This is a genomic window from Rhodococcus sp. KRD162 (assembly GCF_017168335.1).
GTDB lineage: Bacteria > Actinomycetota > Actinomycetes > Mycobacteriales > Mycobacteriaceae > Rhodococcoides.
Map to the genome: position 1 here is coordinate 618256 of NZ_JABFAU010000013.1, position 14059 is coordinate 632314.

Consider the following 14059-nt stretch of genomic DNA (forward strand, 5'->3'; position numbering starts at 1 on the left):
TCGTGTCGCGGAGCCGCGGGTGGGGTGAACCACGACGCCCGAGCATTCGGACTTCGAGCTCTCGCCCGTCACCGTTGCGCGCCAGCTCCGGAATTGCACCGGATTCCCTCGTTCGTCGCGTGCTGACCTTATCGTGTGCGGTACCCGAAAGGTCAGCGTGCTGCTGCCGACTCCGGCTCGAGCGGGACACTGCGAGGAAAAGTACTGCGCGCCAGCACGACCACGGCCAGCGAAGCGGCGACCAGAACAGTAGCGGCGGCAGTGACCGTCACGATGCCACTGAGGTCGATGAAGGCGCCGCCCACCAGTGCACCCGTGGCAATCGCCAACTGGAAGGCCACGACATAGATCGCCGACGCCTTGTCGGTATCTTCCGAGGCTGCCCTGACCACGGCGGACTGTAGACACACCGGGATCGTGGTGAACGCCATTCCCCACAATGCAATGGCCCCGACGGCGAACACGGCCAGCCCACCCGGCGCTCCGATCAGCGTGCACCACAAGATCGCGACCGCAGCGGCGACTGCGCCCAAGGCCGCGATGGTGGAGTACCGCGGCCACCGGTCGTAGGTTCGGCCGATCACCCATATACCGATGACCCCGAACAGGCCGTACAGCATCAACATCAGGGTCAGCGTCGTTCCGGCTGAACCGATCGCACGATCGACGATGAGGGAGAAATACGTGTAGGCGACGAAGTGGCCCAGGACCGCCAGGAACGTCACGCCACACAAGATGGCCAGGGTGCCGTCGAGCACTCGCGGTGTCTTTTTCCGTACCTCATCGGCTCGGCTGATCGGCAGCGGCGGGAGTACGAAGTACAGTGCCACCGCGATGGCTGTTGCAACGACTCCGAGAATTGTTGCAGCCATTCGCCATCCGAGCCATTGACCCATCGCCGCGGTGAGTGGATTGCCCGCAACCAGTGCCAGCGAGGTACCGACGTAGACGGTGGCGATGGCCTTGCCTTGCTTACCGGGCAACGCAAGCGAGGCTGCGACGGGTGCGACGACGGCCCAGAAGATGCCGTGCGTTGCGGCACAGAGCATTCGTGAGATCACCAGCATGGGGTAGCCGACCGACACTGCCGACAGAAGCTGCGACAGTGCCAATGCGGCGACGGTGATGACCATGACGCGTCGGCGCGGCCACTCTTGCACGACCCTGATCAGCGGAATCGTCATCGCAGCGACACCGTAGGCGTAGAAGGTCAGCAGCAGTCCGACGGCAGATTCGCTGACGCCCAGGTCGCTCGATATCTCGGGGAGCAACCCGACGGGCAGCGTTTCCGCGGTGACGTAGATGAAGGCGGCCGCGGCGAGGACGAGCAGCTTCGGCATGGGCGAGGACATGTTGTGTAACGTTACACACCATCGGGATGTCGCGCTACAGTTGGCCCGTGAACACTCGGGTGACCATGGCGGAAGTTGCAGCGGCCGCGGGCGTATCCACCATGAGCGTGTCCTATACCTACAACCAACCGAGCCGCGTCTCGTCGGCCACGAGAGATCGCGTCCACGCGGCGGCGACCCAGCTCGGCTACACCGGACCCAACCGAGCAGCCCGCTCGCTACGAAACGGCAAGCACAACAGCATCGGCGTCGTACTCGGAGAAAACCTCACGTATGCCTTCGAGGATCCACAGGCCCGACGCTTTCTGACGGGCATCGCCGACGCCTGCCTCGAGGCGAACACCGCACTGGTGATGCTGCCGAACCTGCACAGCGACAACGACAACGCGCGGATCCGAGACGCACAGGTCGACGGATACGTCCTGTGGACCACCGAGATCGACGACCCCCTCCTCGACGTGCTGGTCGGCACCGGCCGTCCGACCTGCATTCAAGGCGGGCCCCACCACCCCGGAGTCGAGTGGATCGGCATCGACGACCGAGCAGCGGCAGATGCAGTCGCCACCGCGGCAATGACCGAGCACGCACGCCCCGCGATCGTGGCACTTCGACCTGATTCCCGACGCGAATCGACCACCCTGCACGGTGCGGAACCGTCGGACATCTCGATGCCGGTGACCCGAGCCCGACTCGAGGGCTACCGCGACGCCTGCGTACGTCTCGGTCTCGACTGGGCGGCAGTTCCCACCCTGTTCACCACCCACAACGCACGCGCAGAAGGCGACAGAGCTGCGCGACTGTTGCTGCAAGACGACGTCGTCGACACCTTGTTGGTGATGAGCGACGAACTCGCCCTCGGGGTACTCGACGCCGCTGCCGCAACCGGAGTCGACATTCCGACGCAACTCGCCATCACCGGGTGGGACGACTCCACCGTTGCAGCGGCTGCGGGGCTGACCACCGTCGCGCAGTCGTTGTTCGACCAGGGCCGCTCGGCCGCACGGTGGGTACTCGGACTCAGCGCCGCGATCGACTCCGCGGCCTGGAGTATCGAGGAGCGCGTGTCCACAGGTCGCCGAAACGGCCCACAAACCGAGACCAACATGGTCTAATAGGCGCTAAAAAGGGCATGTTCCCTGTTTATAGCGCAAAAGCAATCTCTTGGGCTACTATGACTCATGGCTGTCCGGCCACGAGGGGGAACAGTGAGCCGAGAGCATGGTGCGCCGCCCCGTCATGTCCCTGACGCAACAACCCGCTACGACGCCCTCACCGGCCTGCCGAGCCGCGACGAAATCCTGGCCCTCATCACCGCCGAACTCGACAACCGCAGCGCAGACAGTCACTGCAGTGTGCTGCTGGTCGACATCGACGGATTCCGAGAATTCAACGACGCACTCGGACCCGCCACCGGCGACGCCCTACTGCGTCTGATCGCCGACCGACTCACCTCATCGCTCCGGCCAGGCGACACCATCGGCCGACTCGCAGGAGACGAATTCGTCGTCATCGCCCGGCGATGCCACTCCATCGCCGCTCGCGCCATGGCTGCAGGCTTCGCAAGCGTCTTCGAACCCGCCTTCGAACTGGGCGACCGGCAGCTGACCCTCACGGCCAGCGTCGGAGTCGCCTCCAGCACCGACGCAGACATCAGCGCAACACAACTGGTCCACAACGCCACCGCAGCCATGCACGCCGCCAAAGCCGTCGGCCGCAACAATCACCACGTCTTCACCGACCAACTGCACCACACCAACCGAATCCGATTCGACCTCATCGAACGACTACGCGGCATCGCCATGGTCGAACGCGAACTCACGATGGTCTACCAGCCCATCGTCGAACTCGCGACAGGACACGTCGTCGGCGCAGAAGCCCTCATCCGCTGGAACCACCCCGAACTGGGCCTGCTGATGCCCGATGCATTCATACCGCTCGCCGAAGACGCCGATCTCATCGTCCCGCTGAGCATGTGGATCATCGCCGAAGTTGCGCACACCATCGCCGACTGGCAAGCCAGGGGCATCCACCTCCAAATCGGCGTCAACGTCAGCCCTGCACACTTCGCCACCGGCACCCTCGCCACCGACGTCATCGATATCGTCGACACCTACCGCATCGAACCCGGTTGCCTGGCACTCGAACTCGCCGAATCACAAACACTGCACGACCTCGACGCCGTCCACTACCAACTCCGCGACGTCCAACGCCACGGCGTCCTCATCGCCATCGACGACTTCGGCTCCGGATTCTCCTCCCTCGAACGACTCGCCACCCTCCCCGTCGACATACTCAAGATCGACAAATCACTCACCCAACACCTCGACAGCGACAACCTCCACCGACGCCGAGCCATGACCACGCTCTGCGCAGCCCTGGTAGAAGTCACCACCACACTGGGCAAAGACACCGTCATCGAAGGAATCGAAACCCCCGAACAACTCCAGATCTGCACCGACATGGGCGTAACCTTCGGCCAAGGACACCTGCTCGGCCGGCCCATGTCCACCGCCGCCCTCGAACAGTTCATCGCCCGACACAGCACCCACAGCGAATCCGCATGAACCGAGGACCGAACGTGAAGATCGACAACGAAGTTCAACGCTTCACCGACGCGCCCCGAGCACAACTGTCCACCATCAACCCCGACGGCACACCGCACCTGGTACCCATCGTGTTCGCCGTCGCACCCACCGGCGACCGCATCGTCACCGCCATCGACTGGAAACCCAAAACAACCCGGAAACTCCAACGACTGGACAACATCCGAGCCGACCCGGCCGTCAGCCTCATCATCGACCACTACAGCGACGACTGGTCACAACTGTGGTGGATCCGCGCCGACGGAAACGCACACATCGCCGACGCCTCCAGCGACGAAGGCACAGCAGCCATCGACGCCCTCGTTGCGAAATACAGTCAGTATCAAGGGAACAGACCTGGGGGTCCGGTGATCATCATCGACAAGCTGGCCTGGAGATCCTGGTCGGCTTCCTGACTTCCGCTCCTCCCCCGGCCCTCCTGCCCTCCCGCTCACCTGTCCTCCCGTTCACTCAATGTGACGTCGAGTGGCCTTTTCGACCGTCGATGTCACATCGAGTGGACTGGCGGCGGGGTGAGTCCGGACCAAAATCGTTCGCCAACGCACCGGCTAGCCGCCACACTGGTGTGCATGGCTTCTGTACCTCCTGAGTGCACCGAAACCGATCGGCTCGTGCTTCGTCGGGAGTCGATGGACGATGCTGCGGTCGTCGCCGATGCCATTGCCCGCAATCGTGCTCGGTTACTTCCGTGGATGAGGTGGGTGACGGATCAGGCTACCGAGGTCACGACGCAGGTCGCCCGCATCGCGGAGGCGGAAGAGCAGTGGGCCACCGGGCAGATGTTCGATTTCGGAATTTTCGACCCTTCCGACGGGTCGTTCTTGGGCAAGATCGGGATGCACCGCAGAATCGGCCCGCACGGAATCGAATTGGGATATTGGCTCGATGCCGATGCCGAGGGTCGCGGGGTCATGACCGAGGCCACCGCGACGCTCACGAAGGTCGCGCTGGAGCTCGACGATATTGACCGAGTCGAAATCCATTGCGATGAAGCAAATCTCAGGAGTCAGGCCGTGCCCAAGAGGCTCGGCTTTGTTCTCGACCGAGTCGAGAATCGGCCCATCGCTGCTGCGTCCGAGACCGGCCGCCACATGGTGTGGGTGTATCAGCCGGATTGTCGGTAGTTCCGATCCGCCAAGGGCCGCACCGTGACGTTCGGTCGGGCTCGCGCCCTGGCCTGGTCGTAGCGCGCTCGGAGATCGGCGAGCACACGCTCCGGATCGTCACGAACATCGCTCGGCAAGTGCGTCACGACGATGAGCCCTGCGTTCTGTGCTCGCTCGCGACGCGCAACAGTCGCTCGATGATCCGCGGGTGACAGGTGATACTCGAGCGAATCGATTTCCCAGTCCAATGCGACGTCGTCGAGCCAATTGTCCGCGATCAACAGAAACTTGCCGCGCTCGTCGTACACGGCAACGTTGTGTTGCATCGGCGGAAGTCCGCTGCGCCCGTACAGCTTCTGTGCCTGCGCTTCGGCCACGGAGTGTGCGCCCGCAGCCAATTCTCTCAGCACTCGACGCGGCATCGCAGTTCCACGAGTACTCCCGGCGTCCAGTTCTTTCATGATCGCGTCGACCGTCGCCGCGCCCCGTTGCACGACGCTCGCAATCAACGCCATGCACTGTTCGGTGTTCTTCATCCGTCGGACCGCATCACACAGGCAGCGAACGACAGGCGCGACGCGAAGTCCGGACTTGATCTCCGGGGTGGGCATCCTCCACGTACGTTCTACAGCTGCGAAACCCACCGACTTGCGATGCTGCGACTCCGGAATGAGTGCAAACGTCTCCTCGAAGGATCCCGATGCGCCCAGGCCATGCAGCGCCAGCCCTGCCCGGCCGCTGATCACCGCGTCGCGTCCGCAATAGATCGAGACCGCAGTCGCACGTTCGATCGGCGTCAACGACCGGTTCTTCAGAAACACCAACCCGGGAAGCGCACGTGCCCAGACGCCACCCGGCAATGTGCGTCGAACGATCGTCTTCGATGCCACCCCCAGCGCAAGCAGATGCGCCGTTCTCACCAAACCGCGATCCGACGCGGCCGCGATCGCCTTGGCATCGATTCGTCCACCGCCCCGTTTCATGCACACGATGATGCGCTGCCGACACGACACGATGCGGACACGTCGACGCAGAACAGACTGACCTGTGGACAACTCGTGCCCTGTGGACGAATCCCGAATCCAGCGCTGACTCAGCCGCCGAACGCACGCGCTATCGATCGCCCGTCGAGGACCCACGAGGTCCACTCGATGTGACATCGACCGTCGAAAAGGCCACTGTCGGTCACATTGAGTGAGCCGGGGTGCGGGCAATGGTGAACCGAGTCGGGGTGACGGGGATACCGTCTACGTTGCATAGGTGCATTCTGACTTCGGGAGTGAGACATGACGGCGACAGCAGTTCCCACGGATCGGTCCGGTTCCGCGACTCCGCGGTCGTTCGTCCCACCCGTGCGCGGTCGGTTGAGTGAGGTTCCGCATATCGCGGGTCTGGTGCTCGGTGTGTTCGCCGTGCTGTTGTTCCTGTGGAGTCTGTCGCCCACTCTTCGCTATTTGATTCACGCTCCGCGCGAGTACGTCGACAGGTATTACTTCGATGCACCGGATACGAGTTTGTCGTGGGCTCTGGTTGTGGGGCTGTTGGCGGCGGCGTTGGCGAGTCGCAAGCGCATTGCGTGGTGGTTGCTGACGATCTATCTCGTGTTGTTGGCCCTGACCAATGTCGTCGAAGGCATCCAGGACAAGAACGTCAACTCGTGGGTCGCGCTGGCTGTACATGTAGTGGTGGCGGGGGTGTTGATTGCGGCGCGCAAGGAGTTCTACACCCGGGTTCGCCGCGGTGCGGTGTGGAAGGCACTGGGGGTGCTGGTGCTCGGGGCAGCGGTCGGGACGATCGTCGGTTGGGCTCTGGTGGCGTTGTTCCCTGGTTCGTTGCAGGAGGGGCAGACGCTTCTGTGGTCGTTCAACCGGGTCACTGCGTTGGCGACCGTGGACAACGAGCAGTTCGACGGCAGGCCCAACGGTTTCGTCAACACAGCGCTGGGATTGTTCGGTGCTCTGGCGTTGCTGGGTGCGGTGGTGACGCTGTTCCGTTCGCAGCGGTCGAGCAATGCGCTGACCGGCCGGGACGAGTCGGCCATTCGCGGTCTGCTCGACAAGTGGGGTGCCGAGGATTCCCTGGGCTACTTCGCAACCCGCCGCGACAAGGGCGTCATCTTCGCCGCCAGCGGCAAGGCGGCGGTGACGTACCGGGTCGAGGTCGGGGTGTGTCTGGCGAGCGGGGACCCGATCGGCAATCCCGAGGCCTGGCCACACGCGATCTCGGAGTGGCTCGACCTGGCCGAGAAGTACGGCTGGACTCCGGCGGTCATGGGGGCGAGCGAGATCGGAGCTACCGCGTACAAGCGGGCCGGCCTCAGCGTCCTCGAACTCGGCGACGAAGCAATCTTGAGAACCAAAGACTTCAACCTCAATGGACGCGAGATGCGCCCGGTGCGTCAGGCGGTGACGCGGGCTCGCAAAGCGGGTGTCGAGGTCACCGTGCGTCGTCATCGCGATATTTCGTCGCAGGAGATGTCGGAGATCATTTCCTGCGCGGACGCCTGGCGCGATACCGAGACCGAGCGTGGTTTCTCGATGGCGTTGGGCCGGTTGGGTGATCCGCTCGATGGCGACTGCCTTCTGGTTCAGGCAGTTCAGGGCGAGAAGGTGATCGGTGTGCTGTCGTTGGTGCCGTGGGGTCGTACCGGCGCGTCACTGGATCTGATGCGCCGTGATCCGGCGTCGCCCAATGGGGTGATCGAGCTGATGGTGACCGAGCTCACCACCGGTGCGGATCATTTCGGCGTCAGCAAGATCTCGCTGAACTTCGCGGTGTTCCGCGCGGCGTTCGAGGAGGGCAGCCGGATCGGAGCGGGGCCGGTACTGCGGATTTGGCGCAGTGTGTTGGTGTTCTTCTCTCGGTGGTGGCAGCTCGAGGCCCTGTATCGCTCGAATGTGAAGTATCTGCCAGAGTGGGAGCCGCGCTACCTGTGCTTCGCGGACAATCGGGTGTTGCCCAAGGTCGGCGTCGCATCGGCCATCGCGGAGGGCTTCCTGACGCTGCCGACGTTCCGACGGGCCTCGAAGCACACCGGATCCCATGTCGCAGTCCCCGCCGCTCTGGCCAACGGGGACGACATCCATCCCGACGGCAGTGGTCCCGACAGTGATCCGGACGAACAGACCCCGGGCCCGAAGCGCCCTGACCAGGTGCGCGTACGCATGTCCAAGCTCGATCGCCTCCACCGAGACGGGATCGAGGGCTACCCCGTCGCGTATCCGCCGACGCACACCATCGAGGACGCGGTGGCGTCGCCGCAGGGCACCACGGTGCGGATCGCCGGACGCATTCTTCGAATCCGGGACTACGGCGGGGTGGCATTCGCCGTAGTGCGGGATTGGTCGGCCGATATGCAGGTCCTCTTCGACCGCGAACGCGTCGGGCCCTCGATCGAATCCTTCGACGCCGATTTCGATCTCGGTGATCTCATCGAGGTCAGCGGCACGATCGGGCGCAGCAAACGCGGAGAGCTCTCGCTGCTCGCGGCCGATTGGCGGATGAACGCCAAATGTCTGCATCCGCTGCCGGACAAGTACCGCGGACTGACCGATCCGGAAGCCCGAGTTCGACAGCGATACGTCGACCTGGCCATCAATCGCGACGCCCGTTCGCTGCTCATCGCACGCTCCAACGTCGTGAAGTCCTTGCGTGATTCGCTGGGAGAGCGCGGCTACATGGAAGTCGAGACCCCGATCCTGCAGCAGGTCCACGGTGGGGCGAACGCGGCACCGTTCGTCACCCACATCAACGCCTACAACTTGGATCTGTACCTACGCATCGCGCCGGAGCTGTATCTCAAGCGCCTGTGCGTGGGCGGTATGGAGAAAGTGTTCGAGATCGGCCGGGTGTTCCGCAACGAGGGAGCGGACTTCAAACACAATCCCGAATTCACGATCCTCGAGGCGTACGAGGCTCACAGCGACTACGAGCGCGCAATGGTGTTGTGCCGTGAACTGATTCAGCGAGCTGCGGTCGCAGCGCACGGTCGCGAGATCATCCTTCGTCCCGATGGTCCGAACGGCGAGATGATCGAGATCGACATCTCCGGCGAATGGCCGGTCAAGACACTGCACGGTGCCGTCGCCGAGAAGTTGGGTGTGGCCGTCGAGCCGTCGACTCCTCTGGAAGAACTGCAGCGCCTGTGCGACGAGAACGAGATTCCCTACGAGAAATCATGGGACGCAGGGGCAGTCGCTCAGGGTATGTACGAGCATCTGGTCGAGGACTTCACCGAATTCCCTACCTTCTACAAGGACTTCCCGACGTCGATGTCGCCCCTGACGAGGCCGCACCGCAGCATCCCGGGAGTGGCGGAGAAGTGGGACCTCGTGGCGTGGGGTGTGGAACTGGGCACCGCATACAGCGAGTTGACCGACCCCGTCGATCAGCGCAACCGACTCACCGAGCAATCCCTGCTGGCGGCAGGCGGTGATGAGGAAGCAATGAGCTTGGACGAGGACTTCCTGCAGGCGCTCGAACACGGAATGCCGCCGACCGGCGGCCTCGGCATGGGCGTGGACCGCGTCGTCATGCTCATCACCGGTGGCAGTATTCGCGAGACTCTGGCGTTCCCACTCGCCAAACCTCGGCAGTGACTGGACAGCAGCCGCGGCAGGAACCGGTCCGCGTGGACGCGATCGCCTACCGAGTGGAACCGTCGAAGGCCGTTACGCCGTCGACCATCACGCAGTAGGACATTGTTTCCCGTGAAACATCCACCGGGCCGGTTCGTCGAGGTAGACGGTCAGCGATTGCATGTGTACGTCCGCGGCGACGGACCGCCGATCGTGTTGTGCGGCGGTCTCGGCAGCAATTGGTTCGACTGGCAGGACACCGTCGACGTTCTCGCCGCCGATCACCGCGTCGTCGTCCTCGACCGGCCCGGATTCGGACTCAGCGATCCGCTTCCCACCGGTGCCGCCCCCACGGTGCGCGGCGAAGCCGACCGCATCATCGCAGTTCTCGACGAACTCGACATCACGGAAACAGCCGTCGTCGTCGGCCACTCGATTGCCGGTTTCTACACCGAAGCCGTCGCCCGGATGTACCCGTCGCGCATCCGAGGTGTGCTGCTCCTCGATTCCAGCGCCGACTCCGACCCCCGACGCATCATCCCGGCATCGGTGCGCGTCCGTGCGGCACACCTCATCTCCGCTGCGCTGAGTCGAACGGGCGTACAGCGACTCCTCGGACCACACGTGCGCAGGGTGCTCAACCAGGCGATCCCACCGAACGGCACACCGCAGGAGACACTCGACTGGGTGGACGAAATCTACCGACGGCCCAGCTATCTCACCGCCGCGCTGGTCGAGGACCTGGTCTATCCGGATCTCGTCGACGAACTCGAGCGCATCCGCACCCGATTCGAGCTCGACGTTCCCGTCACCGTTGCCGTCGCGCACACCGGCCGGCCATCGCCCTGGGGTGCCCGATGGATCCGAACCCAACGCAGACTCGCCGACTACCTCCGAGCCGACTTCACCGTCGTCGCACCCGCACATCACCACGCCATGATCGACAAGCCCGCCGAGGTCGCAGCCCTCATCACCGAACTGGTGTGAGCTACTCGAATCGACGCACGTAACGTGTGTCACCGAGCCCGCAGCCCAAGACCCGAGCCGAAGCTCGGCGATGGCGCGGTAGCACGAGAGGAAATTGAAGATGGGTGCGATCAGCACAACGCAAGGTCGACAGTCGAAGATGCTCGGTCTGGGCGTCCACCGTCCCGAACGGGTCGTGACCAACGACGAGATCTGCGAGTTCATCGACTCCAGCGACGAATGGATTCAGTCGCGATCGGGCATCAAGAATCGGCGCTTCGCCGACCCCGAGGAAAACGTCGTGCAGATGTCGATCTCGGCAGGACGCAAAGCCATCGAGGCCAGCGGAATCACCGCCGACCAGGTCGACACCGTCATCGTGGCCACCTCGACACATCTCGAGCTGACCCCCCAAGCAGCCGCGAAAGTAGCGCACGGCCTCGGCACCAAAGGACCCGCCGCATTCGACATCTGCGCCGGATGCGCAGGCTTCTGCTACTCCCTGGCCGTCGCGTCGGACCTGGTCAAGGCCGGAACCTCGAAGTACGTACTGGTCATCGGAGCCGAGCAACTCAGCGTCACCACCGACCCCTACGACCGCACCACACGCTTCATCTTCGCCGACGGCGCAGGTGCCGTCGTCGTCGGACAGAGCGACGAGACCGAAATCGGACCTGCCGTATGGGGCTCGGACGGCTCGCAATCCGACGCGATCGTGCAGACCATCGACTGGTACGACTACATCACCAAAGCCGACATGGAACGCCCCTGGATCCGGATGAACGGAATCTCCGTCTTCCGCTGGGCAGCGTTCGAAATGGGCAAGGCCGCGCAGAAGGTACTCGACGTCGCCGGAATCAAAGCAGACGAACTGCACGCCTTCATCCCCCACCAGGCGAACAGTCGCATCACCGAACTACTCGCCAAGAGCCTCAACCTCGACGAGGAAACCCCCGTCGCCAACGACATAGCGGAAACCGGCAACACCTCGGCCGCATCGATCCCACTGGCAATGGAAGAACTCCTGCGCACCGGCAAAGCACAAGCAGGAGATACGGCGCTGCTGCTCGCATTCGGAGCTGGACTGTCCTACGCCGGGCAGGTCGTCAAGCTCCCGAAGCTGTAAGTAGCTGGTTCACGCCTGACCCGCTCGCACGTCGACGCATGCGCCCGGAGCCCCCAGTGCACTCGATGTGACATCTAGTGGCCTTTTCGGCAGTCAATGTCACATCGAGTGGACTCGGGGGCAGGTGTCGGCGGAATCGCGGCCAATACTGCGGCCGAGTCGTAGGGTTGTCGTATGCCGAAGCCCCCGTTACCCGATGCTGCTGTCGAGTTGTTGAAGAAGGCGAATCCCGCAGTCATGGCTGTGGTTCGTGCTGATGGAACGCCGATCACTGCACCTACCTGGTATTTGTGGGAGGGCGGGCAGATAGTGCTCAATTTCGATGCGTCGCGCAAGCGCCTCGAGCACATTCGGGCGAATCCGAAGGTGTCGATTTCGGTGTTGGACGAGGCTAGTTGGTACACGCATGTGACGGTGCACGGCTCGATCGAGTTGCGCGACGACCCGGATTTGGTGGACATCGATCGCATTTCGACGCATTACACGGGCCATCCGTATCCGGTTCGGGATCAGCCGCGCGTGACCGGGTATGTGACTGTGGATGCGTATGTCGGCTGGGGCAAGCTCGGCTCGTAGGGTCGGGGTTCAACTCTTGCAGGGGCTGTCTCGAGGTGTCAGACTCCCGCAATGGTGAATCCGCAGGGCGAGGGCAGCGATCAGTTCGGCGAATCCGACAAGGGGCAGCCGTACGAGGGACAGCAGCAGTATCCCCAGTACCAGAACCCGCAATACCAAAACCCGCAATACCAAAACCCCCAGTACCAGAATCCCCAGTATCCCTATGCGGGTGCGGGCTACCAGGCACCGACGCCCACCAATACGTTGGCGATCGTCTCGCTGGTGTTGGCCATTCTGGGGTTGACGTTCCTGCCGCTGCTCGCATCGATTTGTGCGGTGGTGTGCGGCCATATCTCACGTGGTCAGATCAAACGCACCGGTGAAGGCGGGTCCGGCCTTGCGACGGCGGGCCTCGTCATCGGTTACGTGTCGATCGCGCTGTTCGTCATCATCGTGGCTGGGATCATTCTGTTCGCAGTTGCGGCCTCGACGTCATCGACCTACTGAGACCTACCGAGACCTACCGAGACCTACTGAGACCTACGGAGACGGGTTGCGCAAGGCGGTCTTTCAGGCACATCGCCCACACGCCCGAGGTCACGGCCAATGCGATGACGAACAGTGCCAGTGCGTTCCATCCCAGTGTCTGGAAGACGACTCCGCCGATCCAGCCGACGACGGACGAGCCGCCGTAGTAGAACAGGTTGTACAGCGAGGTCGCCTGGGCACGGCCGTGGACGGCGCGTTGACCCGTCCATCCCGATGCAATGGCGTGGGCGGCAAAGAATCCCATGGTGAGGACCACCAGGCCGATCAGGATGACGGCGAGGTTCGCCGCCATGGTCAACGCGACTCCGGCGATCATCGTTGCGGTTGATCCGGCGAGCACCACCGACCTCCCGTGCTTGGTCGCCAGCTTGCCTGCAATGCGTGACGAGGCAGTACCGCTGAGGTATGCCACGAAGATCATGCTGATCAGCGATTGTGGGAGTCCGAAGGGCACCGCTTCCAAACGGAATCCGAGGAAGTTGTAGATGGCGACGAATCCGCCCATCAGGAGGAAGGCCTGGCCGTACAGGGCAGCCATTCCCGGTTCTCGTAGGTTCACCCACAGTCGTCCTGGTAGCTCACGGATCTCGCTGTGCACGAGCGCCGTTCGCGGCTTCGGGGCCAGCCACACGAACAGGGCCGCTGCCAGTGCCGCGATCATCGACACCGTCAAGGTGCCGATGCGCCAATTGGTGTACTCGGCAACGGGTCCGGCGACGATGCGGCCCAGCAGACCGCCCAGCGTCGTGCCGGACACGTACGTCGCTGCGGCAACGGCGGTGTGATTGCGGTTCACTTCTTCACTGAGGTAGGCCATTGCGATGGCCGGGAGTCCGCCCATGGCAGCACCTTCGAGGAACCGCACTGCCAGCAGCACCTCGAACGAGGGGGCGAGCGGCAACAGTAGACCCAGCGTCGTCGCAGTGAGAATCGAGATGGTCATCGCTCGGACGCGACCGATGCGGTCCGCTGCGACCGACCACGGAATGACCGACACCGCAACTCCGACGGTCCCGAGACCGACGGTCAGCGAGGACTGCGAGGGCGTGATGTCGAGATCGGCGGCGATCAGCGGCAGGATTCCCTGCACCGAGTACAGCTGCGCGAATGTTGCGATCCCGGCGAACAACAGAGCCAGTACGAGGCGTCGGTACTGACTCGATCCCCGCGGATGCCCCTCCCATGGGAGAACGGCCGGCTGCGTCGAAGTCACACGGATTAC

Annotated in this window: 12 protein-coding genes and 1 riboswitch; of the genes, 9 read left to right on the forward strand and 3 right to left on the reverse strand. The window is 63.5% G+C overall.

What is annotated here, in order from left to right:
• Positions 1-19: 19 nt before the first annotated feature.
• A riboswitch (cobalamin riboswitch) is annotated at positions 20-156 on the reverse strand.
• Positions 153-1352 carry an MFS transporter gene (locus tag J1M87_RS20100; RefSeq protein ID WP_206491297.1) on the reverse strand — a complete coding sequence of 400 codons (1200 nt, stop codon included), beginning with the start codon at positions 1350-1352 and terminating at the stop codon, positions 153-155. (Overlaps the previous riboswitch by 4 nt.)
• A 47-nt stretch (positions 1353-1399) precedes the next feature.
• Between J1M87_RS20100 and J1M87_RS20105 the strand changes: the two genes are divergently transcribed.
• The 4 genes from J1M87_RS20105 to J1M87_RS20120 all read left to right on the forward strand — a co-directional run bounded on the left by J1M87_RS20105 (position 1400) and on the right by J1M87_RS20120 (position 5079).
• Positions 1400-2464: a substrate-binding domain-containing protein gene (locus J1M87_RS20105; RefSeq protein ID WP_307830877.1), complete on the forward strand. Its 1065-nt coding sequence runs from the start codon at positions 1400-1402 to the stop codon at positions 2462-2464.
• Between the two features lie 93 nt (positions 2465-2557).
• Positions 2558-3916, forward strand: coding sequence for a bifunctional diguanylate cyclase/phosphodiesterase (locus J1M87_RS20110; RefSeq protein WP_307830878.1), 1359 nt, complete (start codon positions 2558-2560; stop codon positions 3914-3916).
• Positions 3917-3930: 14 nt separating this feature from the next.
• Entirely contained in the window at positions 3931-4350 is a 420-nt protein-coding gene (locus tag J1M87_RS20115) for a TIGR03668 family PPOX class F420-dependent oxidoreductase (protein ID WP_206491300.1), read from the forward strand.
• A gap of 174 nt (positions 4351-4524) precedes the next feature.
• Positions 4525-5079 (forward strand): GNAT family N-acetyltransferase, encoded by a 555-nt coding sequence (locus J1M87_RS20120; RefSeq protein WP_206491301.1) that lies wholly within the window; start codon positions 4525-4527, stop codon positions 5077-5079.
• Here J1M87_RS20120 and J1M87_RS20125 read toward each other — a convergent pair.
• Entirely contained in the window at positions 5061-6044 is a 984-nt protein-coding gene (locus J1M87_RS20125) for a hypothetical protein (RefSeq protein ID WP_206491302.1), read from the reverse strand. The genes J1M87_RS20120 and J1M87_RS20125 overlap by 19 nt on opposite strands.
• Positions 6045-6347: 303 nt before the next feature.
• On the opposite strand from J1M87_RS20125, the gene lysX reads away from it, so the two are divergent.
• From lysX to J1M87_RS20150, 5 genes are all read left to right on the forward strand, one after another.
• The gene (gene lysX, locus J1M87_RS20130) at positions 6348-9659 is read left to right on the forward strand and encodes a bifunctional lysylphosphatidylglycerol synthetase/lysine--tRNA ligase LysX (protein ID WP_206491303.1); all 3312 of its coding nucleotides are present in this window, start codon (positions 6348-6350) and stop codon (positions 9657-9659) included.
• Between the two features lie 102 nt (positions 9660-9761).
• Entirely contained in the window at positions 9762-10625 is an 864-nt protein-coding gene (locus J1M87_RS20135; protein ID WP_206491304.1) for an alpha/beta fold hydrolase, read from the forward strand.
• A 100-nt stretch (positions 10626-10725) separates the two neighbouring features.
• On the forward strand, positions 10726-11730 hold the full coding sequence (locus tag J1M87_RS20140; protein WP_206491305.1) for a beta-ketoacyl-ACP synthase III: 1005 nt from the start codon (positions 10726-10728) through the stop codon (positions 11728-11730).
• A gap of 174 nt (positions 11731-11904) precedes the next feature.
• Positions 11905-12306 carry a PPOX class F420-dependent oxidoreductase gene (locus tag J1M87_RS20145; protein ID WP_206491306.1) on the forward strand — a complete coding sequence of 134 codons (402 nt, stop codon included), beginning with the start codon at positions 11905-11907 and terminating at the stop codon, positions 12304-12306.
• A 51-nt stretch (positions 12307-12357) separates the two neighbouring features.
• On the forward strand, positions 12358-12795 hold the full coding sequence (locus J1M87_RS20150) for a DUF4190 domain-containing protein (RefSeq protein WP_206491308.1): 438 nt from the start codon (positions 12358-12360) through the stop codon (positions 12793-12795).
• A 13-nt stretch (positions 12796-12808) separates the two neighbouring features.
• Here the strand turns inward: J1M87_RS20150 and J1M87_RS20155 are convergent, their stop codons facing one another.
• On the reverse strand, positions 12809-14050 hold the full coding sequence (locus tag J1M87_RS20155) for an MFS transporter (RefSeq protein ID WP_206491310.1): 1242 nt from the start codon (positions 14048-14050) through the stop codon (positions 12809-12811).
• Positions 14051-14059: the final 9 nt, after the last annotated feature.

What these genes read in the sequence shown, in the direction of transcription:
- J1M87_RS20120 (WP_206491301.1), top strand. Translation starts at nt 4,525, where the DNA reads ATGGCTTCTGTACCTCCTGAGTGCACCGAAACCGATCGGCTCGTGCTT.
- J1M87_RS20125 (WP_206491302.1), bottom strand. Translation starts at nt 6,044, where the DNA reads ATGAAACGGGGCGGTGGACGAATCGATGCCAAGGCGATCGCGGCCGCG.
- J1M87_RS20140 (WP_206491305.1), top strand. Translation starts at nt 10,726, where the DNA reads ATGGGTGCGATCAGCACAACGCAAGGTCGACAGTCGAAGATGCTCGGT.
- J1M87_RS20145 (WP_206491306.1), top strand. Translation starts at nt 11,905, where the DNA reads ATGCCGAAGCCCCCGTTACCCGATGCTGCTGTCGAGTTGTTGAAGAAG.
- lysX (WP_206491303.1), top strand. Translation starts at nt 6,348, where the DNA reads ATGACGGCGACAGCAGTTCCCACGGATCGGTCCGGTTCCGCGACTCCG.
- J1M87_RS20100 (WP_206491297.1), bottom strand. Translation starts at nt 1,352, where the DNA reads ATGTCCTCGCCCATGCCGAAGCTGCTCGTCCTCGCCGCGGCCGCCTTC.
- J1M87_RS20150 (WP_206491308.1), top strand. Translation starts at nt 12,358, where the DNA reads ATGGTGAATCCGCAGGGCGAGGGCAGCGATCAGTTCGGCGAATCCGAC.